Annotated in this window: 18 protein-coding genes; 14 read left to right on the top strand and 4 right to left on the bottom strand. The window is 55.5% G+C overall.

The features are described 5' to 3' along the window. Positions 1–130: 130 nt before the first annotated feature. The 4 genes from metA (at position 131) to aceK (ending at position 6,071) form a co-directional block, all read left to right on the top strand. A complete protein-coding gene (gene metA, locus ACOTXR_RS16845) occupies positions 131–1,060 on the top strand; it encodes a homoserine O-acetyltransferase MetA (RefSeq protein WP_023331771.1) in 930 nt (309 codons plus the stop codon). Between the two features lie 270 nt (positions 1,061–1,330). Continuing rightward, positions 1,331–2,932 (top strand): malate synthase A, encoded by a 1,602-nt coding sequence (gene aceB, locus ACOTXR_RS16840; RefSeq protein WP_014882084.1) that lies wholly within the window; start codon positions 1,331–1,333, stop codon positions 2,930–2,932. A 31-nt stretch (positions 2,933–2,963) separates the two neighbouring features. Next, on the top strand, positions 2,964–4,268 hold the full coding sequence (gene aceA, locus ACOTXR_RS16835; RefSeq protein WP_014882085.1) for an isocitrate lyase: 1,305 nt from the start codon (positions 2,964–2,966) through the stop codon (positions 4,266–4,268). A 51-nt stretch (positions 4,269–4,319) separates the two neighbouring features. Then, on the top strand, positions 4,320–6,071 hold the full coding sequence (gene aceK / locus ACOTXR_RS16830) for a bifunctional isocitrate dehydrogenase kinase/phosphatase (RefSeq protein ID WP_058690161.1): 1,752 nt from the start codon (positions 4,320–4,322) through the stop codon (positions 6,069–6,071). Positions 6,072–6,093: 22 nt separating this feature from the next. Here aceK and iclR read toward each other — a convergent pair whose 3' ends face one another. Further along, positions 6,094–6,921: a glyoxylate bypass operon transcriptional repressor IclR gene (iclR, locus tag ACOTXR_RS16825; protein WP_014882087.1), complete on the bottom strand. Its 828-nt coding sequence runs from the start codon at positions 6,919–6,921 to the stop codon at positions 6,094–6,096. A gap of 193 nt (positions 6,922–7,114) precedes the next feature. Here iclR and metH point away from each other — a divergent pair, with 193 nt between their 5' ends. The 5 genes from metH to rluF all read left to right on the top strand — a co-directional run bounded on the left by metH (position 7,115) and on the right by rluF (position 14,179). Beyond that, the gene (gene metH / locus ACOTXR_RS16820; protein ID WP_058690160.1) at positions 7,115–10,798 is read left to right on the top strand and encodes a methionine synthase; all 3,684 of its coding nucleotides are present in this window, start codon (positions 7,115–7,117) and stop codon (positions 10,796–10,798) included. A 116-nt stretch (positions 10,799–10,914) separates the two neighbouring features. After that, positions 10,915–12,546 carry a Na/Pi cotransporter family protein gene (locus tag ACOTXR_RS16815; RefSeq protein ID WP_058690159.1) on the top strand — a complete coding sequence of 544 codons (1,632 nt, stop codon included), beginning with the start codon at positions 10,915–10,917 and terminating at the stop codon, positions 12,544–12,546. A gap of 95 nt (positions 12,547–12,641) precedes the next feature. Next, positions 12,642–12,935, top strand: coding sequence for a type II toxin-antitoxin system CcdA family antitoxin (locus ACOTXR_RS16810; protein ID WP_014830260.1), 294 nt, complete (start codon positions 12,642–12,644; stop codon positions 12,933–12,935). Beyond that, complete coding sequence (locus tag ACOTXR_RS16805; protein WP_032637780.1) at positions 12,935–13,252, top strand: CcdB family protein; 318 nt, start codon at positions 12,935–12,937, stop codon at positions 13,250–13,252. Before ACOTXR_RS16810 ends, ACOTXR_RS16805 begins: the two co-directional genes overlap by 1 nt. Before the next feature lie 54 nt (positions 13,253–13,306). After that, entirely contained in the window at positions 13,307–14,179 is an 873-nt protein-coding gene (gene rluF, locus ACOTXR_RS16800) for a 23S rRNA pseudouridine(2604) synthase RluF (protein WP_032637776.1), read from the top strand. Here the strand turns inward: rluF and ACOTXR_RS16795 are convergent, their stop codons facing one another. The 3 genes from ACOTXR_RS16795 to lysC all read right to left on the bottom strand — a co-directional run bounded on the left by ACOTXR_RS16795 (position 14,180) and on the right by lysC (position 16,881). Then, the gene (locus ACOTXR_RS16795) at positions 14,180–14,452 is read right to left on the bottom strand and encodes a DUF3811 domain-containing protein (protein ID WP_014882093.1); all 273 of its coding nucleotides are present in this window, start codon (positions 14,450–14,452) and stop codon (positions 14,180–14,182) included. It abuts the gene before it with no gap. A gap of 41 nt (positions 14,453–14,493) precedes the next feature. Next, complete coding sequence (panS, locus tag ACOTXR_RS16790; protein ID WP_014882094.1) at positions 14,494–15,438, bottom strand: ketopantoate/pantoate/pantothenate transporter PanS; 945 nt, start codon at positions 15,436–15,438, stop codon at positions 14,494–14,496. A 93-nt stretch (positions 15,439–15,531) separates the two neighbouring features. Continuing rightward, positions 15,532–16,881, bottom strand: coding sequence for a lysine-sensitive aspartokinase 3 (gene lysC, locus ACOTXR_RS16785; protein WP_023331779.1), 1,350 nt, complete (start codon positions 16,879–16,881; stop codon positions 15,532–15,534). Between the two features lie 373 nt (positions 16,882–17,254). Between lysC and pgi the strand changes: the two genes are divergently transcribed. From pgi to ACOTXR_RS16760, 5 genes are all read left to right on the top strand, one after another. After that, a complete protein-coding gene (pgi, locus tag ACOTXR_RS16780) occupies positions 17,255–18,904 on the top strand; it encodes a glucose-6-phosphate isomerase (RefSeq protein WP_014882096.1) in 1,650 nt (549 codons plus the stop codon). A gap of 480 nt (positions 18,905–19,384) precedes the next feature. Further along, on the top strand, positions 19,385–19,627 hold the full coding sequence (gene yjbE / locus ACOTXR_RS16775) for an exopolysaccharide production protein YjbE (protein WP_003860341.1): 243 nt from the start codon (positions 19,385–19,387) through the stop codon (positions 19,625–19,627). Between the two features lie 63 nt (positions 19,628–19,690). After that, a complete protein-coding gene (locus tag ACOTXR_RS16770; protein ID WP_014882097.1) occupies positions 19,691–20,329 on the top strand; it encodes a YjbF family lipoprotein in 639 nt (212 codons plus the stop codon). After that, complete coding sequence (locus tag ACOTXR_RS16765) at positions 20,326–21,066, top strand: capsule biosynthesis GfcC D2 domain-containing protein (RefSeq protein ID WP_072205322.1); 741 nt, start codon at positions 20,326–20,328, stop codon at positions 21,064–21,066. The genes ACOTXR_RS16770 and ACOTXR_RS16765 overlap by 4 nt, the downstream gene beginning before the upstream one ends. Then, positions 21,063–23,159: a YjbH domain-containing protein gene (locus ACOTXR_RS16760; protein WP_014882099.1), complete on the top strand. Its 2,097-nt coding sequence runs from the start codon at positions 21,063–21,065 to the stop codon at positions 23,157–23,159. Before ACOTXR_RS16765 ends, ACOTXR_RS16760 begins: the two co-directional genes overlap by 4 nt. Positions 23,160–23,315 lie beyond the last annotated feature (156 nt).

Below are 23,315 nucleotides of genomic sequence, written 5' to 3'. Positions count from 1 at the left end.
TTGGGTTTTATTCCTCTCCTTGAAACTTTCTCACCTTCCTCTTGCAGACTCGACATTCAGGCCGGATCTCGGTATTGTTAGCTGTCTGGATGTCTAAACGTTTATACGTATGCTTTGAGGATTCAACGATATGCCGATTCGGGTGCAGGACGAGCTACCAGCCGTCAATTTCTTACGTGAAGAGAACGTCTTTGTGATGACGGCTTCACGCGCAACAGTTCAGGAAATTCGCCCGCTGAAGGTTCTTATTCTCAACCTGATGCCGAAAAAGATTGAAACAGAGAATCAGTTCCTGCGTCTGCTTTCAAACTCTCCGCTGCAGGTCGATATTCAGCTGCTGCGGATCGATGCGCGCGAGTCACGCAACACGCCTTCTGAGCACCTGAACAACTTTTACTGTAACTTCGATGACATTCAGGGTGAAAACTTCGACGGCCTGATTGTGACCGGCGCACCGCTCGGTCTGGTTGAATTTAACGATGTCGCCTACTGGCCGCAGATCAAACAGGTCCTGGAGTGGGCAAAAGATCACGTCACGTCCACCTTGTTTGTTTGTTGGGCGGTCCAGGCTGCACTGAATATTCTTTATGGTATCCCTAAACAAACCCGCACTGAAAAGCTCTCCGGCGTATACGAACACCACATTCTTCATCCACATGCTCTGCTGACGCGCGGGTTTGATGATTCGTTTCTGGCGCCGCATTCGCGCTATGCCGATTTCCCGGCGCAGCTGATCCGTGATTACACCGATCTGGAGATCCTGGCCGAAACGGAAGAGGGGGATGCATACCTGTTTGCCAGCAAAGATAAGCGCATTGCCTTTGTAACCGGGCATCCTGAATACGATCCGCATACCCTCGCGTCAGAGTATTTCCGTGATGTCGAAGCGGGTCTTAATCCGGATGTGCCGTACAACTATTTCCCGAAAAACGATCCACAAAACAAACCGAGAGCAACCTGGCGCAGCCACGGGAATTTGCTTTTTACTAACTGGCTCAACTATTACGTCTACCAAATCACGCCATACGATCTGCGACACATGAATCCGACGCTAGAGTAATCTTCTGTATTAAACGATCCTAAAGCGTTTCAGCTGTTCGCATCAGGCACCTTCGGGTGCCTTTTTTATTTCCGAAATTCTACTCAACATTGGGGAAAACTTTAATTTCATACTGATCAAGGAGTTAACGTTATAAATTAAATAAAATGGAAATTGTTTTTGATTTTGGAAAAAATAGAGATAGTCTTAATTCTGCTGAGCGAAAACTACACAACGATCTTTCGTTCGCATCGGGGGCGTGATTTTGGATCTTTGATGAGGAGCAGAGTAATGACTCAACAGGCAACGACGGTCGACGAACTGGCCTTTACCCAGCCGCATGGTGAGCAAGAACAGCAAATATTGACGGCAGAAGCGGTCGAATTTCTGACTGAACTGGTGACCCGCTTTACGCCGCAGCGCAATAAGCTGCTGGCAGCACGCATTCACCAGCAGCAGGAAATTGACGATGGCAAGTTGCCTGGGTTTATTTCGGAAACCGCTTCCATTCGTCGTGGTGAGTGGAAAATTCGTGGTATTCCTGAAGATTTACAGGATCGCCGCGTTGAGATCACCGGTCCGGTAGAACGCAAAATGGTGATCAACGCCATGAACGCGAACGTTAAAGTCTTTATGGCTGATTTTGAAGACTCGTTGGCACCGGACTGGCGTAAGGTTATCGAGGGGCAAATCAACCTGCGCGACGCCGTGAACGGCACCATCAGCTATACCAACGAAGCCGGGAAAATCTATCAACTTAAACCGAATCCGGCGGTGCTGATCTGTCGCGTACGCGGTCTCCATCTGCCTGAAAAACACGTCACCTGGCGTGGAGAAGCCATTCCCGGCAGCCTGTTTGATTTCGCGCTCTATTTCTTCCACAACCACAAAAACCTGCTGGCAAAAGGCAGCGGCCCCTATTTCTATCTGCCAAAAACGCAGGCCTGGCAGGAAGCGGCGTGGTGGAGTGACGTGTTCAGTTATGCAGAAGATCGTTTCAACCTGCCACGTGGCACCATCAAAGCCACCCTGTTGATTGAAACGCTGCCTGCGGTTTTCCAGATGAACGAAATTCTGCATGCCCTGCGTGACCACATCGTCGGCCTGAACTGTGGGCGTTGGGACTATATCTTCAGCTATATCAAAACCCTGAAAAATTATCCCGATCGTGTACTGCCCGATCGTCAGGTCGTCACTATGGATAAGCCGTTCCTGAGCGCCTACTCGCGCCTGCTGATCAAAACCTGCCACAAGCGCGGTGCCTTTGCGATGGGCGGCATGGCGGCATTTATTCCGAGCAAAGACGCGGAGCGTAACAATCAGGTGCTCAACAAAGTGAAGGCCGATAAAGAGCTTGAAGCGCGTAACGGTCATGACGGAACGTGGATCGCCCATCCGGGCCTCGCAGACACGGCAATGGAAGTCTTTAACCGCGTACTCGGTGACAATAAAAATCAGCTCTTTGTTACGCGCGAAGAGGATGCGCCAACGGCTGAAGAACAGCTGCTGGCACCGTGTGCAGGTGAACGTACGGAAGAGGGCATGCGCGCCAACATTCGCGTTGCGGTGCAGTACATCGAAGCCTGGATCTCCGGCAACGGCTGCGTGCCGATCTACGGCCTGATGGAAGATGCCGCCACGGCGGAAATCTCCCGCACCTCTATCTGGCAATGGATCCATCATCAAAAAACGCTCAGCAACGGCAAGCCGGTGACCAAAGCCCTGTTCCGCCAGATGCTGGCCGAAGAAATGCGGGTGATCCAGGACGAGTTGGGCGAACACCGCTTCAGCAGCGGACGTTTTGACGATGCTGCACGCCTGATGGAACAAATCACCACCTCAGATGACTTAATCGACTTCCTGACCCTGCCGGGCTACCGCTTCCTGGCGTAACTCACCACATAACAATATGGAGCATCTGCACATGAAAACCCGTACCCAACAAATCGAAGAACTGAAGAAAGAATGGACACAACCGCGCTGGGAAGGCATTCGTCGTCCGTACAGCGCGGAAGAAGTGGTGAAATTACGCGGCTCGGTCAATCCGGAATGCACGCTGGCGCAAAATGGCGCGGCGAAAATGTGGAAGCTGCTGCACGGTGGTTCCAAAAAGGGTTATATCAATAGCCTCGGGGCGTTGACCGGCGGTCAGGCACTGCAGCAGGCGAAGGCCGGTATTGAGGCTGTCTATCTTTCCGGCTGGCAGGTTGCGGCGGATGCCAACCTGGCATCCAGTATGTATCCGGATCAGTCCCTCTATCCGGCGAACTCCGTGCCGTCGGTGGTTGATCGAATCAACAACACCTTCCGCCGTGCGGATCAGATCCAGTGGGCGGCAGGCATCGAACCCAACGATCCGCGCTTTATTGACTACTTCCTGCCGATCGTCGCGGATGCGGAAGCGGGTTTCGGCGGCGTGCTGAACGCGTTCGAGCTGATGAAATCAATGATTGAGGCCGGTGCAGCGGCCGTTCACTTCGAAGATCAGCTGGCATCAGTGAAGAAGTGCGGACACATGGGCGGTAAGGTGCTGGTTCCGACCCAGGAAGCGATTCAGAAACTGGTTGCCGCGCGTCTGGCGGCAGACGTGCTCGGCGTGCCGACGCTGGTCATTGCCCGTACCGATGCGGATGCGGCTGACCTGATCACCTCTGACTGCGATCCGTACGACAGCGAGTTTATTACCGGTGAGCGCACCAGCGAAGGGTTCTATCGTACCCATGCAGGCATCGAACAGGCGATCAGCCGTGGCCTGGCGTATGCCCCTTACGCCGACCTGGTCTGGTGTGAAACCTCCACGCCGGATCTGGCGCTGGCAAAACGTTTTGCCGATGCCATTCATGCGAAATATCCGGGCAAACTGCTGGCCTATAACTGCTCGCCGTCCTTCAACTGGCAGAAGAATCTGGATGATAAAACCATCGCCAGCTTCCAGCAGCAGCTTTCTGACATGGGCTACAAGTACCAGTTCATTACCCTGGCGGGTATCCACAGCATGTGGTTCAACATGTTCGACCTTGCACATGCTTATGCGCAGGGTGAAGGCATGAAGCACTACGTCGAGAAGGTTCAGCAGCCAGAATTCGCCGCCGGAAAAGAGGGTTATACCTTCGTTTCTCACCAGCAGGAAGTGGGTACGGGCTACTTCGACAACGTGACCACCATCATTCAGGGCGGTGCCTCCTCCGTCACCGCCTTAACGGGATCAACCGAAGAAGCACAGTTCTAATCGTTTCCCCCTCTCCCCCCTCGGGGAGAGGGTTGGGGTGAGGGGGAATATATGTCGCGTGGCCTGGAATTACTGATTGCTCAAACTATTTTGCAGGGCTTCGATGCCCAGTATGGTCGTTTTCTTGAAGTGACATCCGGTGCGCAACAGCGCTTCGAACATGCAGACTGGCATGCGGTTCAGCAGGCCATGAAGCAGCGTATTCACCTTTATGACCACCACGTGGGTCTGGTGGTGGAGCAGTTGCGCTGTATTACCGATGGTAAAAGCCCGGATGCGGACTTTTTACTGCGCGTGAAAGAGCACTACACCCATTTATTACCTGACTATCCGCGCTTCGAGATTGCGGAGAGCTTTTTCAACTCCGTCTATTGCCGGTTATTTGACCACCGCTCATTATCTCCTGAGCGGTTATTTATCTTCAGCTCTCAGCCTGAACGACGATTTCGTGCTATCCCACGTCCGCTGGCGAAAGATTTCTTCCCGGAACGCGGGTGGGAGAAGCTTTTGCACCGTGTGCTAACCGATTTGCCGCTGCGTTTGCCCTGGGAGAATAAAACCCGGGATATAGGATATATCCACACCCACCTGCGCGAAACCTTCGGCGAGGCGTTGCTCGGCCGCAGCCACTTGCAGGTTGCCAACGAGCTTTTCTATCGCAATAAAGCCGCCTGGCTGGTAGGAAAACTGGTCACGCCATCGGCCATCGTACCGTTTCTGCTCCCCATCCATCGCACAGATGACGGGGAACTGTTTGTCGATACCTGCCTGACCACCAGCGCCGAGGCCAGCATTGTATTTGGCTTCGCCCGCTCCTATTTCATGGTGTACGCACCGTTGCCTGCCGCGCTGGTGGAATGGCTGCGGGAGATCCTGCCGGGCAAAACCACCGCCGAGCTGTATATGGCGATTGGCTGTCAGAAGCACGCTAAAACGGAAAGCTATCGGGAATACCTGCGTTATGTCACCACCGCAGATGAACAGTTTATCGAAGCGCCTGGCATTCGCGGCATGGTGATGCTGGTGTTTACGCTTCCGGGGTTCGACCGCGTATTTAAGGTCATTAAAGACCGCTTCGCGCCGCAAAAAGAGATGACCGCCGCGCACGTCCGCGCCTGCTATCAGCTGGTCAAAGAGCATGACCGTGTCGGACGTATGGCGGATACTCAGGAATTCGAAAACTTTGTGCTGGATAAGCAACAGATCGACCCGGCGCTGATGGCGCTTTTGCTCAAGGAAGCATCCGGGAAAATCACCGATCTTGGCGACAAAATCGTGATTAGCCATCTTTACATCGAGCGCCGCATGGTGCCGCTGAACATCTGGCTGGAGCAGTCCGAGGGTCAGGCGCTGCGCGATGCTATAGAAGAATACGGTAACGCGATTCGCCAGCTTGCCGCGGCCAATATTTTTCCGGGCGATATGCTGTTTAAAAACTTCGGCGTCACGCGCCACGGGCGAGTGGTGTTTTATGATTATGACGAAATTTGCTACATGACCGAAGTGAATTTCCGTGATATCCCGCCGCCCCGTTACCCGGAAGATGAACTGTCTGGTGAACCGTGGTACAGCGTTTCGCCGGGCGATGTCTTTCCCGAAGAGTTTCGCCACTGGCTGTGCGCCGATCCGCGCATCGGGCCGCTATTTGAAGAGATGCACGCCGACCTTTTTCGTGCCAGCTACTGGCGTGGGCTGCAAACGCGGATCAAAAACGGGCATGTGGAAGATGTGTACGCTTACCGCCGCAAGCAGCGGTTTTGCATCCGCTTTTCTCCCTCTCCCTGTGGGAGAGGGCCGGGGTGAGGGCATCAGGCCGCACTCAATTTTAACGAATCCCACCATACGCCAGCGTCACCTCTTTCGCCGCCTTAATCACCAGCGCACCTAACTCGGTAACGCGGTCGTCGGTCATGCGCGAAATCGGCCCGGAGATAGAGATGGCGGCAAACGGCTCGCGGTGCTCGTCAAAGATACAGGCCGCGATACAGCGCAGACCCAAAGCATGTTCTTCATCATCAAATGAATAGCCACGCTTGCGGGTTAACGCCAGATCCTCTTTCAGATGCACCGGCGAAACCAGCGTGGCATGGGTATAGGCGTGCAGCCCTTTACGATGCAGCAGCCCTGTCACCTGATCTTCGCTGAGCTGAGACAGAAACGCTTTTCCTGCCCCGGACGCATGCATCGGCAGCTTACCGCCAATCGGCGCGGACATACGCATCAGCTGCGTGCACTGCACCTGATCGATAATGATTGCCTGATGATCGCTCTGGTCAAGTACCGCCAGGTTTACCGTCTCGCCGGAATCTTCCATCAGCTTGCGCAGAATCGGATGCACAATCGCCAGCAGATTGCGGCTTTGCAGGAAGCTGCTGCCAACGATAAAGGCATGTGCGCCCACCGCCCAGTGTCCCAGCTCGCCGACCTGGCGGACAAAGCCCAGCTGCTGCATAGTGGTCAGCAGGCGGTGCGTGGTGGAGTTCGGCAGGCCAGCCTGCTGGGCCAGCTCCGTCAGGGCCACGCTGCTGTGCGACTCGGCTATCCACTCCAGCAGCTTCAGACCGCGCGTGAGCGATTGAACCTGTCCGCTCGGTTGTGCTGCGGGGGTGGCAGCAGGTTTTCTGCCGCGTTTGGCGGGAACGGTCGCGACCATGACGATCTCCTTTTTCTGTATCGTGGAAATCATTTTCGTTTTATTTGGTGATTTTGCAACCGTTATCCTGACTGATCGGAGGAGTGATGGTGAACATGTCTCATGTTACCGCTGTGTGACTTTTCCACCCTGCGAGATTGTGCCAGTATGGAACGCAGCCTTTTGGCCTTGTTGAGCGTTGTCGGGAGCAAGTGTGAGCAGCAAAGTAGAGCAACTGCGTGCGCAGTTAAATGAACGAATTCTGGTGCTGGACGGCGGCATGGGCACGATGATCCAGGGCTATCGTCTGAGTGAAGACGATTTCCGCGGCGAACGCTTCGCTGACTGGCCTTGCGATCTGAAAGGTAACAACGACCTGCTGGTGCTCAGCAAGCCGTCCGTCATTAAGGATATCCACAATGCCTACTTCGAGGCAGGGGCAGATATCGTTGAAACCAACACCTTTAACTCGACAACCATCGCCATGGCGGATTACCAGATGGAATCCCTGTCGGCGGAGATCAACTTTGAGGCGGCTAAACTGGCTCGTGCCTGCGCAGATGAATGGACTGCCCGCACGCCGGACAAACCGCGCTACGTTGCCGGGGTGCTTGGCCCAACCAACCGCACCGCATCAATCTCACCGGACGTCAACGACCCGGCATTTCGTAATATCACCTTTGACCAGCTGGTCGCTGCCTACCGTGAATCGACCAAAGCGCTGGTGGAAGGCGGTTCCGACCTGATCCTGATTGAAACGGTTTTCGACACCCTCAACGCCAAAGCCGCGATTTACGCGGTGAAAGAGGAGTTCGAGGCACTGGGCGTTGACCTGCCGATCATGATTTCCGGCACCATTACCGACGCCTCCGGCCGTACCCTGTCCGGCCAGACCACCGAAGCGTTTTATAACTCCCTGCGCCACGCGGAAGCGCTCTCCTTTGGCCTGAACTGTGCCCTGGGGCCAGATGAACTGCGCCAGTACGTGCAGGAGTTATCGCGCATCGCAGAGTGTTATGTCACCGCGCACCCGAACGCCGGTCTGCCCAATGCCTTTGGTGAATACGATCTGGATGCCGACACCATGGCGGCGCAAATCCGCGAGTGGGCTGAATCTGGCTTCCTGAACATTGTTGGCGGCTGCTGCGGCACCACGCCGGAACACATTGCCGCCATGAGCAACGCCGTGGCCGGGCTTCCGCCGCGTAAGCTGCCTGAGCTTCCCGTTGCCTGTCGTCTTTCTGGTCTCGAGCCGTTGACCATTGGCGACGACAGCCTGTTTGTGAACGTGGGGGAGCGGACTAACGTCACTGGTTCCGCGAAGTTCAAGCGCCTGATTAAAGAAGAGAAGTACAGCGAAGCGCTGGACGTCGCCCGCCAGCAGGTGGAAAGCGGCGCGCAGATTATTGATATCAACATGGACGAGGGGATGCTCGACGCCGAAGCGGCGATGGTGCGTTTCCTCAACCTGATTGCCGGCGAGCCGGACATTGCCCGCGTGCCGATCATGATCGACTCCTCCAAATGGGAAGTCATCGAAAAAGGGCTGAAGTGCATTCAGGGTAAAGGCATCGTCAACTCTATCTCGATGAAAGAGGGCGTTGATATCTTTATCCACCACGCGAAGATGGTCCGCCGCTACGGTGCCGCCGTGGTGGTCATGGCCTTCGACGAAGTGGGCCAGGCGGATACCCGCGAGCGTAAAATTGAGATATGCCGGCGCGCGTACAAGATTTTGACCGAAGGGGTGGGTTTCCCGCCGGAAGACATCATCTTCGACCCGAACATTTTCGCCGTCGCGACCGGGATTGAAGAGCATAACAACTATGCCCAGGACTTTATCGGCGCATGTGAAGACATTAAACGTGAATTGCCGCATGCGTTAATCTCCGGCGGCGTGTCGAACGTGTCGTTCTCGTTTCGCGGCAACGACCCGGTGCGTGAAGCGATCCACGCCGTGTTCCTCTACTACGCCATCCGCAACGGGATGGACATGGGGATCGTTAACGCCGGCCAGCTGGCGATTTACGATGACCTCCCTGCCGAGCTTCGCGACGCGGTAGAAGATGTCATCCTTAACCGTCGCGACGACGCCACCGAGCGCATGCTGGACCTCGCGGAGAAATACCGCGGCAGCAAAACGGATGAATCGGCCAACGTTCAGCAGGCCGAGTGGCGTTCCTGGGACGTGAAAAAGCGTCTGGAATATTCGCTGGTGAAAGGCATCACCGAGTTTATTGAGCAGGACACCGAAGAAGCGCGCCAGCAGGCAGCTCGCCCGATTGAGGTGATCGAAGGCCCGCTGATGGACGGCATGAACGTGGTCGGCGATCTGTTCGGCGAGGGAAAAATGTTCCTGCCGCAGGTGGTGAAATCTGCCCGCGTGATGAAGCAGGCCGTGGCCTATCTGGAGCCGTTTATCGAGGCCAGCAAAGAGAAAGGCTCCAGCAACGGCAAGATGGTCATCGCCACCGTGAAGGGCGACGTGCACGACATCGGCAAGAATATCGTCGGCGTGGTGCTGCAGTGCAATAACTACGAAATTATCGACCTCGGGGTAATGGTCCCGGCGGATAAAATCCTCAAAACCGCGCGTGAGGTGAATGCCGATCTGATTGGCCTTTCCGGGCTGATCACGCCGTCGCTGGACGAGATGGTCAACGTGGCAAAAGAGATGGAGCGTCAGGGCTTCACTATTCCGTTATTGATTGGCGGGGCAACCACGTCGAAAGCGCATACGGCGGTAAAAATCGAACAGAACTACAGCGGTCCGACGGTCTACGTGCAGAACGCCTCGCGCACCGTAGGCGTGGTGTCCGCACTGCTCTCCGACACTCAGCGCGATGACTTCGTGGCGCGCACCCGCAAAGAGTACGAAACCGTCCGCATCCAGCACGGTCGTAAGAAACCGCGCACGCCGCCGGTTTCACTTCAGGCGGCGCGCGATAACGATCTGGCGTTTGACTGGTCGAGCTATACCCCGCCAGTTGCGCACCGTCTGGGCGTGCAGGACGTCACCGCCAGCATCGAAACGCTGCGTAACTACATCGACTGGACACCGTTCTTCATGACCTGGTCGCTGGCGGGCAAATATCCGCGCATCCTCGAGGATGAGGTGGTAGGTGAAGAGGCGAAGCGGTTGTTTAAAGATGCCAATGACATGCTCGACAAGCTGAGTGCAGAGAAATCCCTCAATCCGCGCGGCGTGGTGGGGCTGTTCCCGGCGAACCGCGTGGGTGACGATGTGGAAATCTACCGCGATGAAACCCGCACGCATGTGCTGACCGTGAGCCATCACCTGCGTCAGCAAACGGAGAAAGTGGGCTTCGCTAACTACTGTCTGGCGGATTTCGTCGCACCGAAACTGAGTGGCAAAGCCGACTATATCGGCGCCTTTGCGGTAACCGGCGGACTTGAAGAGGATGCGCTGGCGGAAGCATACGAAGCGCAGCATGATGATTACAACAAAATCATGGTCAAAGCGATTGCCGACCGCTTGGCGGAAGCCTTCGCTGAGTATCTGCATGAGCGTGTACGTAAGGTGTACTGGGGCTACGCGGCCAATGAAAACCTCAGCAACGAGGAGCTGATCCGCGAAAACTACCAGGGCATTCGCCCGGCGCCGGGCTATCCGGCCTGCCCGGAGCACACCGAAAAAGGCACCATCTGGAAACTTCTCGATGTTGAGGCCCATACGGGGATGAAACTCACCGAGTCGTTTGCCATGTGGCCAGGTGCCTCTGTTTCCGGCTGGTATTTCAGCCACCCGGACAGCAAGTACTTTGCCGTGGCGCAGCTACAGCGCGATCAGATCGAAGATTACGCCCTGCGCAAAGGCATGAGCGTGTCAGAAGTCGAGCGCTGGCTGGCGCCTAATCTCGGCTACGACGCCGACTAAAATCACTTTTCCTTACAACAAACAGGGCGCTCATGGGGCGCCCTGTCTCTTTCTTACGTTTAAACCCTTATACTGAACCTAAGGAAAATGAATAACGATAAGGAGGAAAACCTTCCGTGCTGACCCTGTTACATCTGCTCTCCGCAGTCGCACTGCTCGTTTGGGGGACCCATATCGTCCGTACCGGCGTGATGCGCGTCTTTGGTGCTCGTTTACGCACCGTTCTCAGCAGCAGCGTTGAGAAGAAGCCGCTCGCCTTTTGTGCGGGGATAGGCGTCACGGCGCTGGTTCAGAGCAGTAATGCCACCACCCTGCTTGTCACCTCCTTTGTGGCACAGGATCTGGTGGCGCTCGCGCCGGCACTGGTGATCGTGCTGGGGGCCGACGTGGGTACCGCGCTGATGGCGCGTATTCTGACGTTCGATCTCTCCTGGCTGTCGCCGCTGCTGATTTTCATTGGCGTCATCTTCTTCCTCGGGCGCAAACAGACGCGTGCCGGGCAGCTTGGGCGCGTGGGGATTGGCCTGGGGTTGATCCTGCTGGCGCTGGAGCTGATTGTGCAGGCGGTCACCCCCATCACCGAGGCCAACGGCGTTCAGGTCATCTTCGCCTCTCTGACCGGTGACATCATGCTGGACGCGCTGATTGGCGCGGTGTTTGCCATCGTCAGCTATTCAAGCCTGGCAGCCGTATTGCTGACGGCCACGCTCACCGCTGCCGGGGCGATCTCCTTCCCGGTGGCGCTATGTCTGGTGATTGGTGCGAACCTGGGGTCTGGCCTGCTGGCAATGCTCAACAACAGTGCCGCCAACGCTGCGGCTCGCCGCGTGGTGCTCGGCAGCCTGCTGTTTAAGCTGGTGGGTAGCCTGATTATCCTGCCGTTTGTGCACCCGCTGGCGAACCTGATGGATAACCTCTCGCTGCCGAAAGCGGAGCTGGTGATCTATTTCCACGTTTTCTATAACCTGGTGCGCTGCCTGGCGATGGTGCCTTTTGCGGGGCCGATGGCCCGCTTTTGCGAACGACTCATTCAGGATGAACCGGAGCTGGATGCGCGCCTGAAACCGAAGCATCTGGATACCTCCGCGCTGGATACCCCGGCGCTGGCGCTGGCGAATGCCGCCCGCGAGACGCTACGGATGGGTGATGCGATGGAAACCATGCTCGAAGGGCTGCAGAAGGTGATGCACGGCGAACCGCGCGAAGAGAAAGAGTTGCGCAGGCTGGCGGACGATATCAACGTGCTTTATACCGCCATTAAGCTCTATCTGGCGCGTATTCCGCAGGATGAACTGGCGGAAGAGGAGTCTCGCCGCTGGGCAGAAATCATCGAGATGTCGCTCAACCTGGAGCAAGCCTCCGATATCGTGGAGCGTATGGGGAGTGAGATTGCAGATAAGTCACTGGCAGCACGTCGGGCATTCTCCATTGAGGGCCTGAAGGAGCTGGAGGCGCTCCACGAACAGCTGTTGAGCAACCTGAAGCTGGCGATGCTGGTCTTCTTCTCCAGCGACGTGCCGAGCGCGCGCCGCCTGCGTCGTAACAAGCATCGCTTCCGCATCCTCAACCGTCGCTACTCGCACGCCCACGTTGAGCGTCTTCACCAGCAAAACGTGCAGAGTATCGAGACCAGCTCCCTGCACCTGGGGCTGCTGGGGGACATGAAGCGTCTTAACTCGTTGTTCTGCGCGGTGGCCTATAGCGTGATGGAACAGCCGGATGAAGATGACGAGCGGGACGAGTATTAATCTCTGAAAGCGCCTCGCAAAACCGTTTTGCGAGGCGTGACACCTTATGAAGCGCCATTTACGCTGCAGACCTTACATTTTTAAGGGAATAGAAAATGCTCGTTTATTACGCTACACTTCGCCAATTCATGCGCATACCGATGGGGGTTCTCATGCGCACTACTCATGGCATCAAAAAATCAGTCAATGTGTCGTTAGCACCAGAAATCCTTGAAGAGGCGCGACGGCTTAAACTTAATCTCTCTGCTGTACTTACGGCTGCATTACAGGAGCAGTTTCGTGCGCATCAGCGTGCAGAGTGGTTAGCAGAAAATAAAGCGTCTATCGAGGCTATTAACCAGTGGGTTGATGAAAACGGCTCCTTTAGTGACTTTCAGAGGTCGTTCTGATGGAGCAATATTTTGCTTATGAGAATGAAGGTAAGGGGAAAACTGCCTATCCCTGGCTAATCAATATGCAGCATCCCGTGGCCAATGTGATGAAGCATGTTCTGGTCGCCCCCGCAGTTGAGCTTAGCCACCTGGGAGGCATTGAGCCGCCTGCGAAAGTGTGCCCTGTCGTTGAGATAGCGGGTAAGCCCTGCGTGGTTATGATGCACATGATGGCAGGCATATCGCCAAAAGAGTTAGGCGAGCGTGTCGCCGATCTTACTCAAGACCGGGCCTCATTGCGGGATGCACTCGATTTTTTGATCAACGGTTACTAACACTTTTTTGTCAGCCGCAAGGTAAGGTATATTTCGCCCTTCACAGGAGAAACTATGCTGCCAACTCAATCAACCCGATTAAACAAATACATTAGCGAGAGCGGGATCTGCTCACGTCGCGAGGCTGACCGTTACATTGAACAAGGTAACGTGTTTCTTAACGGCAAACGCGCCACCATCGGCGATCAGGTGGTGCCTGGCGACGTGGTCAAAGTGAATGGTCAGGTCATCGAACCGCGTGATGCAGAAGACCTGGTGTTTATCGCGTTGAATAAACCGGTTGGGATTGTCAGCACCACGGAAGACGGTGAGCGAGACAACATCGTTGATTTCGTGAACCATAGCAGCCGCATTTTCCCGATTGGCCGTCTGGATAAAGATTCGCAGGGGCTGATTTTCCTCACCAACCATGGCGATCTGGTGAACAAAATCCTGCGAGCCGGTAACGACCATGAGAAAGAGTACATCGTTACGGTAAACAAACTGGTAACGGACGAGTTTATCCGCGGGATGAGCGCAGGCGTGCCGATCCTGGGCACGGTGACGAAGAAGTGTAAGGTCAAGAAAGAAGCGCCTTTCGCGTTCCGTATTACTCTGGTACAGGGCCTAAACCGCCAGATCCGCCGCATGTGCGAGTACTTCGGTTATGAAGTGACGAAGCTTGAACGTACGCGCATCATGAACGTTAGCCTGTCCGGGATCCCGCTGGGCGAGTGGCGTGACTTAACTGATGACGAGCTGATTGAGCTGTTCAGGCTTATCGAAAACTCGTCGTCAGAAGCGAAGCCGAAGGCTAAGGCGAAGCCGAAAACCCAGGCGATTAAACGCCCGGTGGTGAAGGCGCCGCAGGCGGAAGAGAAAGGGCGAGGCAAGCCGGGTAACGGTAAGCGATTTACCCAGCCGGGTCGTAAAAAGAAAGGGCGCTGATTAGCGCCTTCCACGGGTTGACGTGCTGGCGGACCAGGAGAAGGTCGCCTCTGCATCCGGTTTATAAGCCTGCTCTTTTTTCAGTTTGCGGGCTTTCTTCGCCGCGGCGTCACGTTCCGCCATCAGCTTGTCGATGTACTCTTTTTTCACCTGATTGGTTTCGGCGTTCGTCAGCGTGCGGCCATGTGCAATGCGGGCGCGGTCGAGAAGCGTTTTCAGTTCGCGCTGCTCGGCTTCCGTCATGTCTTTCTGGGTCAAACGTGGTGTAGCCATTGCTGAAGCCTCCTGAGGGGGAGGCTTCAGTGTAAAGCAATTCAATCCTGTTTCACCGCTTCTTTTTTCGTTTGTGCATTAATCGGTTTGCCGGACCAGTAGCCCGCCAGCAGCGAACCTGAAAGATTGTGCCACACCGAGAACAGGGCACCCGGCAGGGCCGCCAGCGGCGAGAAGTAAATTTTGCCAAGCGCCGCCGCCAGACCGGAGTTCTGCATCCCGACTTCAATCGCCAGCGTGCGGCAGGTGGATTCGTCGAAACCAAACAGCTTCCCGCCCCAGTATCCTCCCAGCAGGCCGATGGTGTTATGCAGCACGACTGCGACGATCACCACAAAACCGACGGAAGCAATGTGCGAGGCAGAACCCGCCACCACGGCGCTGATGATGGCCAGAATGCAGACCATCGAAAACGCAGGCAGGTAGGGCTCAACGGCTTTCACCACGCGCGGGAACAGATGGTGAATGACCAGCCCCAGGGCAATCGGGATCACCACAATCTGCAGAATGCTGAGCAGCATCCCCATCACGTCCACCTGAATATGCGCGTCCACGTACAGGCGGGTTAACAGCGGCGTGGCAATCACGCCCACCAGCGTGGAAACGGATGAAATGGTAACGGAGAGGGCTACATCCCCTTTCGCCAGATAGATCATGACGTTAGACGCCGTACCGCTGGCGACGCTGCCCACCAGCACCATTCCGGCAGAGAGATCCGGCGGCATCTTAAAGGCCATCGCCAGCAGCCACGCCGCGAGCGGCATCACCAGGTAATGCAGGAAGATACCCGCAGCAACCGGAGCCGGGCGCGACAGCACGCGTTTGAAATCATCGATTTTTAAATGCACGCCCATGCCGAACATAATCAGCATCAGCAGCGTGGCGACCCACGGACCAATACCGGTGAACGTGGCGGGCGTGTAATACGCGAGTACAGAGAGCAGCAGCGCCCATATGGGGAACAGCCGGGTGATAACGGATAACATAGTGAATTCCTTGCAGTATTGTCGTGTTGTTTTGTTATGAAAAAGCCGGGTCTGTGCCCGGCTTATCGATATTGTTTAACGTGCTAACGAATTTTATTCAAACAAATTCTGATGAAGTTTCTGCACGACCTGCTCAGCCTGATCGGCAGGGACCAGGAAACAAAGGTTGTAGCTGGAGGCACCGTAGCAAATCATGCGGATGTTGAACGGGTCGAGCACACCAAACACCTCTTTGCCCACGCCGCAGGCGCGCGACAGCTTGTTGCCAATGATGGCCACCAGCGCCAGGTTTTCTTCCACTTCCACGCGGCACAGCTCGGACAACTCAATCAGCAGCGACTGCGTCAGCAGGGTATCGCCGGTGGAGGTCGAGCCGGTGGTGTCCAGCGTCAGCGCAATGCTCACTTCAGAGGTGGTGATGAGGTCTACGGAGATATTGTGACGCGCCAGAATGCCAAACACCTCTGCCAGGAAACCGCGGGAGTGGAGCATATTGTGGCTATGCAGCGTCACCAGCGTCTGGCGACGGCGCAGGGCCAGCGCACGGAACAGCGGTGGGTTTTCCGTTTTCTTGCAAACCAGCGTGCCGCCCGCTTTAGGATCTTTACTGGAGCCCACGAAGACCGGAATATCGCTGCGAACGGCAGGCAGCAGCGTTGCCGGGTGTAGCACCTTCGCGCCGAAGGTGGCCATTTCCGCCGCTTCTTCAAACGCGATCACATCAATACGTTTCGCCGCGGAAACCACGCGCGGGTCGGTGGTGTAGATACCCGGCACGTCAGTCCAGATATCCACACGGGTGGCATGCAGAGCTTCACCCAGCAGAGCCGCGGTATAGTCGCTGCCGCCACGGCCCAGCGTCGTCGTGCGACCTTTGGCTTCGCTGCCGATAAAGCCCTGGGTGACCACCATGCCTTCAGCAAGGCGCGGTGCCAGTTGCTGGTTGGTGAGCTCAGCCAGCATCTCAACGTCCGGTTCAGCGCGGCCAAAACGGTCACTGGTGCGCATCACTTTACGCACGTCAAACCACTGCGCCTGAACGTTACGTTCGCGCATGATTTCAACAAACAGCAGGGTAGACATCAATTCACCGTGGCTGACCAGTTCATCGGTCAGGGCGGTGGAGGTGGCCAGAGACGCTGCTTCTGCCAGGGTAGTGATATTTTCCAGCAGGCGTTCCACTTCTTCGCGGATCACGTTTGGATTCTGCAGACGCTCAAGGATGTCGAACTGAATTTTGCGCAGTGCATCCAGCTTCACGAAACGTTCTGTCGCTTCCAGTCCTTCAGACAGAGAAACCAGCAGGTTCGTCACGCCAGCGGATGCGGAGAGCACCACCAGGCGGGTATTCGGATCGGCCAGCACCACATCGGCGCTGCGGTTCATGGCATCGTAGTCGGCCACACTGGTGCCGCCAAACTTGGCGACCACAAAACTCGTCATAACAACCTCGTGTCAGGGAATGAATAAGCGACCTTGGCACAAGAGTGAAACGAAAACAGGTGCAGGCGCAAAATACGGCCCTATAAATAAAATGCGGGGGAGGTCCTGTCAATGCTGGGATTATGCGGATTTTTTATGGGGGGGTACCCCTGAGAAACAGGACTTATAACAGGGCCATATTTTATGCTCCGTTTTACCCCCTTTTGACCGACAATTCGCCACCCGGGAGGGCACTTCAGCAGCTATACTTTTCGGGTCTTTTCACCTGTGTTTGATGCAGGCCAGGGCAATGGCATAAAAACCATCACAATTTTTATTTGCAGGCGCTACAATCGACCGCAGTCACAATTCTCAAATCAGAAGAGTATTGCTAATGAAAAACATCAACCCAACGCAGACCGCTGCCTGGCAGGCACTCCAGAAACATTTTGATGAAATGAAAGACGTCACTATCGCGGATCTGTTCGCGAAAGATGCCGATCGTTTCGCTAAGTTCTCCGCGACCTTCGACGACCTGATGCTGGTGGATTTTTCCAAAAACCGCATTACCGAAGAGACGCTGGCAAAGCTGCAGGATCTGGCAAAAGAGACTCAGCTTGCCGACGCTATCAAGTCCATGTTCTCCGGCGAGAAAATCAACCGCACCGAAGACCGTGCCGTGCTGCATGTGGCGCTGCGTAACCGTAGCAATACGCCAATCATCGTTGATGGCAAAGATGTGATGCCGGAAGTGAACGCGGTGCTGGAAAAGATGAAAGCTTTCTCCGAAGCGATCATCTCCGGTAGCTGGAAAGGCTATACCGGTAAAGCGATCACCGACGTGGTAAACATCGGCATCGGCGGTTCTGACCTGGGTCCGTTCATGGTGACCGAAGCGCTGCGTCCGTACAAAAACCACCTCAACATGCATTTCGTGTCTAACGTCGATGGTACTCACATCGCGGAAGTGCTGAAGAACGTGAACCCGGAAACCACCCTGTTCCTGGTGGCGTCTAAAACCTTCACCACCCAGGAAACCATGACCAACGCCCACAGCGCGCGCGACTGGTTCCTGAAAACCGCGGGCGACAACAAGCACGTGGCGAAACACTTTGCGGCGCTGTCCACCAATGGTAAAGCGGTTGGTGAGTTCGGTATCGACACCGCGAACATGTTCGAGTTCTGGGACTGGGTTGGCGGCCGTTACTCTCTGTGGTCTGCCATCGGTTTGTCCATCATTCTGTCCGTAGGCTTCGATAACTTCGTTGAACTGCTCTCCGGCGCGCACGCGATGGATAAACACTTCTCCACCACCGCACCTGAGAAAAACCTGCCGGTGCTGCTGGCGCTGATTGGTATCTGGTACAACAACTTCTTTGGTGCTGAAACCGAAGCGATCCTGCCGTACGACCAGTACATGCATCGTTTTGCGGCCTACTTCCAGCAGGGCAATATGGAATCCAACGGTAAGTACGTTGACCGTAACGGCAACGCGGTGGATTACCAGACGGGTCCAATCATCTGGGGTGAGCCGGGCACTAACGGCCAGCACGCGTTCTACCAGCTGATCCACCAGGGAACCAAAATGGTACCGTGCGATTTCATCGCCCCGGCTATTACCCATAACCCGCTGTCTGACCACCATCCAAAACTGCTGTCTAACTTCTTCGCCCAGACTGAAGCGCTGGCGTTCGGTAAATCCCGCGAGGTGGTTGAGCAGGAGTATCGCGATCAGGGTAAAGATCCGGCCACGCTGGACCACGTTGTGCCGTTCAAAGTGTTTGAAGGCAACCGCCCAACCAACTCCATCCTGCTGCGTGAAATCACCCCGTTCAGCCTGGGTGCGCTGATTGCGCTGTACGAGCACAAGATCTTCACTCAGGGCGCCATCCTGAATATCTTCACCTTTGACCAGTGGGGCGTTGAGCTGGGCAAACAGCTGGCAAACCGCATTCTGCCAGAGCTGGGTGACGATAAAGCGATCACCAGCCACGACAGCTCGACCAATGGTTTGATTAACCGCTATAAAGCCTGGCGCGCGTAATTAAAACATCATGAAAATGTGCCGGCGAAATGCCGGCATTTTTTTATCGGATAATTCCTGATGTCTGTTAGGGAGGGTGCGAATAAGTACCCTCCGCAACGAAAATGAAACTTTTAGTCAATTAAATTCAATCACTTACATAGGCGTTTTTTTGCGTTTGGTGACTTATTCGCACCTTCCTTAGTTAACTCAAATTCTGGATGTGAGTTTAATCCGAAAAAGACGGTTAACCCGTTAATTGCTGCGGTTTATTTTAAGAAAATACGTAGAAGTAAGATAATGGGTTTATATTATAAATTATTGATTTTTAGTGATTATATATTTTAATTATTTGCTTTTCATTTCGATTTTATCCATTAGTCCGAAAACCCCTTCCCTATTTCCCCTCACGGTAATCCCGCTGCTTTAGTTGTGTATACTCGATTCCGCCTGAATTTCTTTTCGGGCAAATCTCCATTCATTCATTGAAGGGAAATTGTTATGAAGAAAGTACTGTATGGCATTTTTGCCATATCTGCACTTGCGGCGACATCTGTCTATGCAGCTCCGGTCCAGGTCGGGGAAGCAGCAGGGTCGGCAGCGACGTCTGCGTCTGCGGGAAGCTCTACCGCAGCCAGCACCAGCGCCGTAAGTTCAGCCGTGGGTGTCGCGCTGGCGGCAACCGGTGGCGGTGATGGCTCCAATACCGGAACCACGACCACTACGACAACCAGCACCCAGTAAGACCGGGTGTTTTAATCATAACCACACTTCGGTGTGGTTATTTCGCCCCTTCGGAGAAGAGTCGTGAAGCGACCTGCAATCATTCTGATTTGCCTGCTGTTGCAGGCGTGCTCAGCCACCACCAAAGGGCTGGGTCATTCACTGTGGGACAGCCTGTTCGGTACGCCGGGCGTGCAATTGACCGATGACGAACTTCAGAACATGCCCTACGCCAGTCAGTACATGCAGCTTAATGATGGACCGCAACTGTTTGTGGTGCTCGCTTTCGATGAAAACGGGCAGCAGAAATGGGTGACGCAGGATCAGGCCACCATCGTGACGCAGCATGGCCGTATCGTGAAAACCCTGCTCGGGGGCGACAACCTGCTTGAGGTGAACAATATCGCGGCCGATCCGCTGATCAAGCCGAACCAGATTACCGACGGCGCTGGCTGGACGCGCACGATGGGCTGGACTGAACACAAGCAGGTGCGTTACGCCACGGCGCATTCCACCTTCCGCTGGGATGGCACCGACAGTGTGAAAGTGGGGAGCGATGAAACCCAGGTACGCGTGCTGGATGAAGAGGTAACAACCGACCAGGCCACCTGGCATAACCGCTTCTGGATCGACGAGGAAGGGCAAATCCGTCAGTCCCTGCAGTATCTCGGTGCCGGTTTCTTCCCGGTGAAAACCACGCTGATCAAGGCCGCAAAATCATGAAAACAATTATCCGCGTTGCGCTAATTGCGAGCCTTGCAACCCCTGCGGCATGGTCTGCAGGAACGGTGAAGGTCTACACGGCGGAAAACGAGAAACCCAAAACGTTAACCAACGCTGAACATCTGCTCGATCTCGTCGGGCAGCCGAGGCTTGCCAACAGCTGGTGGCCGGGGGCGGTGATCGGCGAGCGTCAGGCAACGATTAAGGCAGAGCAAGAACATCTTGCACTGCTTGCCCGTCTGACAGGTCTGGCGGCGCAGGAAGACGGTGACGATGCCGCAGCAATCAATAGCATTCGCCAGCAGCTTCAGGCGCTGAAGGTGACTGGCCGCCAGAAGGTGAATCTTGATCCCGATGAAGTGCGCGTCACGGAAAAGGGCAACCCAACCCTTGAAGGGGAGTACACCCTCTGGCTGCCCGTAAAACCGACGACGGTGACCGTGATGGGGCTTGTCAGCAGCCCGGGTAAAAAGCCCTTTACGCCAGGTCGCGACGTGGTGAGCTATCTCGACGAGCAAAGCCTGCTGAGCGGTGCCGATAACAGCTACGCCTGGGTCGTTTACCCTGACGGGCACACGCAAAAAGCGCCGGTAGCTTACTGGAATAAACGCCATATCGAGCCCATGCCTGGCAGCATCATTTTTGTCGGTTTTGCCGACCATTTCTGGACGAAGGCATATGACGGGCTTAACGCCGATATCCTTCACTCCCTGACACAGCGGATACCGGAAGAATGAAAAAAACCTATCTCTACAGCATGCTGGCGCTCTGTGTAAGCGCCGCCTGTCATGCAGAAACGTATCCGGCACCCATTGGCCCGTCTCAGTCAGACTTCGGCGGCGTCGGTTTACTGCAAACGCCCACCGCGCGCATGGCGCGTGAAGGGGAAATCAGTCTGAACTACCGCGATAACGACCAGTACCGCTACTATTCCGCCTCGGTACAGCTTTTCCCGTGGCTTGAAACCACGCTGCGCTACACCGATGTGCGAACGAAACAGTACAGCAGCGTCGAGGCGTTCTCTGGCGACCAGACTTACAAAGATAAAGCCTTCGACCTCAAGCTGCGCCTGTGGGAAGAGAGCTACTGGATGCCGCAGGTGTCCGTGGGGGCCAAAGATATCGGCGGGACCGGCCTGTTTGATGCGGAATACATTGTGGCCAGCAAGGCCTGGGGGCCGTTCGACTTCTCGCTTGGCCTGGGATGGGGCTATCTCGGTACCAGCGGTAACGTCAAAAACCCGTTCTGCACCTACAGCGATAAATATTGCTACCGCGATAACAGTTACCAGAAAGCGGGTTCCATCAACGGCGACCAGATGTTCCATGGCCCGGCCTCGCTGTTCGGTGGCGTGGAATACCAGACCCCCTGGCAGCCATTGCGCCTGAAGCTGGAGTACGAAGGAAACGACTACTCTCAGGATTTCGCCGGGAAGATTGAGCAGAAGAGCAAGTTTAACGTCGGCGCCATTTATCGCGTCACCGACTGGGCCGACGTTAACCTCAGCTACGAGCGCGGTAATACCGTGATGTTTGGTTTCACGCTGCGCACCAACTTTAACGACATGCGGCCACACTACAATGATAACGCGCGGCCAGCCTACCAGCCGGAGCCGCAGGATGCGATTCTGCAGCACTCCGTGGTGGCAAATCAGCTGACGCTGCTGAAATACAATGCCGGTCTGGCGGATCCGAAGATTCAGACCAAGGGCGACACGCTTTACGTCACTGGCGAGCAGGTGAAATACCGCGACTCGCGGGAAGGGATCGAACGCGCCAACCGGATCGTCATGAACGATCTCCCGGACGGGATCCGCACGATCCGCGTGACCGAGAACCGCCTGAACCTGCCGCAGGTGACGACGGAAACGGACGTTGCCAGCCTCAAGCGCCATCTCGAAGGCGAGCCGCTCGGGCATGAAACCGAGCTGGTGCAAAAACGCGTTGAGCCGGTCGTGCCAGACACCACCGAGCAAGGCTGGTATATCGACAAGTCGCGCTTTGATTTCCATATCGATCCGGTGCTGAACCAGTCCGTTGGCGGACCGGAAAACTTCTACATGTATCAGCTGGGCGCAATGGCGACGGCAGATCTGTGGGTCACCGACCATCTGCTGACTACCGGTAGCCTGTTCGGCAATATCGCCAACAACTACGACAAATTTAACTACACCAACCCGCCGAACGATTCAAAACTGCCGCGCGTAAGAACTCGCGTTCGTGAATACGTGCAGAACGATGTCTACGTGAATAACCTGCAGGCCAACTACTTCCAGTACTTCGGCAACGGTTTCTACGGCCAGGTGTACGGCGGATATCTGGAAACCATGTTCGGTGGCGCAGGGGCAGAGGTGCTTTACCGTCCTGTCGACAGCAACTGGGCATTTGGGATTGATGCTAACTACGTGAAACAGCGTGACTGGCGCAGCGCGCAGGACATGATGAAGTTCACCGACTACAGCGTCAAAACGGGCCATCTGACCGCCTACTGGACACCGTCATTCGCGCAGGACGTACTGGTGAAAGCCAGCGTCGGCCAGTATCTGGCGGGCGACAAGGGTGGCACGCTGGATATCTCCAAACACTTCGACAGCGGCGTCGTGGTGGGCGGTTATGCCACCATCACCAACGTCTCGCCGGACGAGTACGGGGAAGGGGACTTCACTAAAGGGGTCTATGTGTCGATTCCGCTGGATCTCTTCTCGTCAGGCCCAACCCGCAGCCGTGCGGCAGTGGGCTGGACACCGCTGACGCGCGACGGGGGTCAGCAGCTTGGGCGTAAGTTCCAGCTGTATGACATGACCAGCGATAAGAACGTTAACTTCCGCTGATGCTTGTTTGCCCGGTGGCGCTGCGCTTACCGGGCCTACAAGAGTGTTTTTGTAGGCCGGGCAAACGCAGTGCCGACCGGCAAGAATGCTAATGCGGACAAAACATAAACAAAAAATATAGATCCCCGTCACATTTTTGCGTTATACAGGAACCTC

This window comes from Enterobacter cloacae complex sp. IR53030 (assembly GCF_049238365.1).
Taxonomy (GTDB): Bacteria; Pseudomonadota; Gammaproteobacteria; order Enterobacterales; family Enterobacteriaceae; genus Enterobacter; species Enterobacter kobei.
The sequence above is the reverse complement of the archived record's forward strand: the minus strand, read 5'-3'. Positions and strand labels throughout refer to the sequence as shown.

What these genes read in the sequence shown, in the direction of transcription:
- metA (WP_023331771.1), top strand. Translation starts at nt 131, where the DNA reads ATGCCGATTCGGGTGCAGGACGAGCTACCAGCCGTCAATTTCTTACGT.
- aceB (WP_014882084.1), top strand. Translation starts at nt 1,331, where the DNA reads ATGACTCAACAGGCAACGACGGTCGACGAACTGGCCTTTACCCAGCCG.
- aceA (WP_014882085.1), top strand. Translation starts at nt 2,964, where the DNA reads ATGAAAACCCGTACCCAACAAATCGAAGAACTGAAGAAAGAATGGACA.
- aceK (WP_058690161.1), top strand. Translation starts at nt 4,320, where the DNA reads ATGTCGCGTGGCCTGGAATTACTGATTGCTCAAACTATTTTGCAGGGC.
- iclR (WP_014882087.1), bottom strand. Translation starts at nt 6,921, where the DNA reads ATGGTCGCGACCGTTCCCGCCAAACGCGGCAGAAAACCTGCTGCCACC.
- ACOTXR_RS16810 (WP_014830260.1), top strand. Translation starts at nt 12,642, where the DNA reads ATGCTCGTTTATTACGCTACACTTCGCCAATTCATGCGCATACCGATG.
- ACOTXR_RS16805 (WP_032637780.1), top strand. Translation starts at nt 12,935, where the DNA reads ATGGAGCAATATTTTGCTTATGAGAATGAAGGTAAGGGGAAAACTGCC.
- rluF (WP_032637776.1), top strand. Translation starts at nt 13,307, where the DNA reads ATGCTGCCAACTCAATCAACCCGATTAAACAAATACATTAGCGAGAGC.
- ACOTXR_RS16795 (WP_014882093.1), bottom strand. Translation starts at nt 14,452, where the DNA reads ATGGCTACACCACGTTTGACCCAGAAAGACATGACGGAAGCCGAGCAG.
- panS (WP_014882094.1), bottom strand. Translation starts at nt 15,438, where the DNA reads ATGTTATCCGTTATCACCCGGCTGTTCCCCATATGGGCGCTGCTGCTC.
- lysC (WP_023331779.1), bottom strand. Translation starts at nt 16,881, where the DNA reads ATGACGAGTTTTGTGGTCGCCAAGTTTGGCGGCACCAGTGTGGCCGAC.
- pgi (WP_014882096.1), top strand. Translation starts at nt 17,255, where the DNA reads ATGAAAAACATCAACCCAACGCAGACCGCTGCCTGGCAGGCACTCCAG.
- yjbE (WP_003860341.1), top strand. Translation starts at nt 19,385, where the DNA reads ATGAAGAAAGTACTGTATGGCATTTTTGCCATATCTGCACTTGCGGCG.
- ACOTXR_RS16765 (WP_072205322.1), top strand. Translation starts at nt 20,326, where the DNA reads ATGAAAACAATTATCCGCGTTGCGCTAATTGCGAGCCTTGCAACCCCT.
- ACOTXR_RS16760 (WP_014882099.1), top strand. Translation starts at nt 21,063, where the DNA reads ATGAAAAAAACCTATCTCTACAGCATGCTGGCGCTCTGTGTAAGCGCC.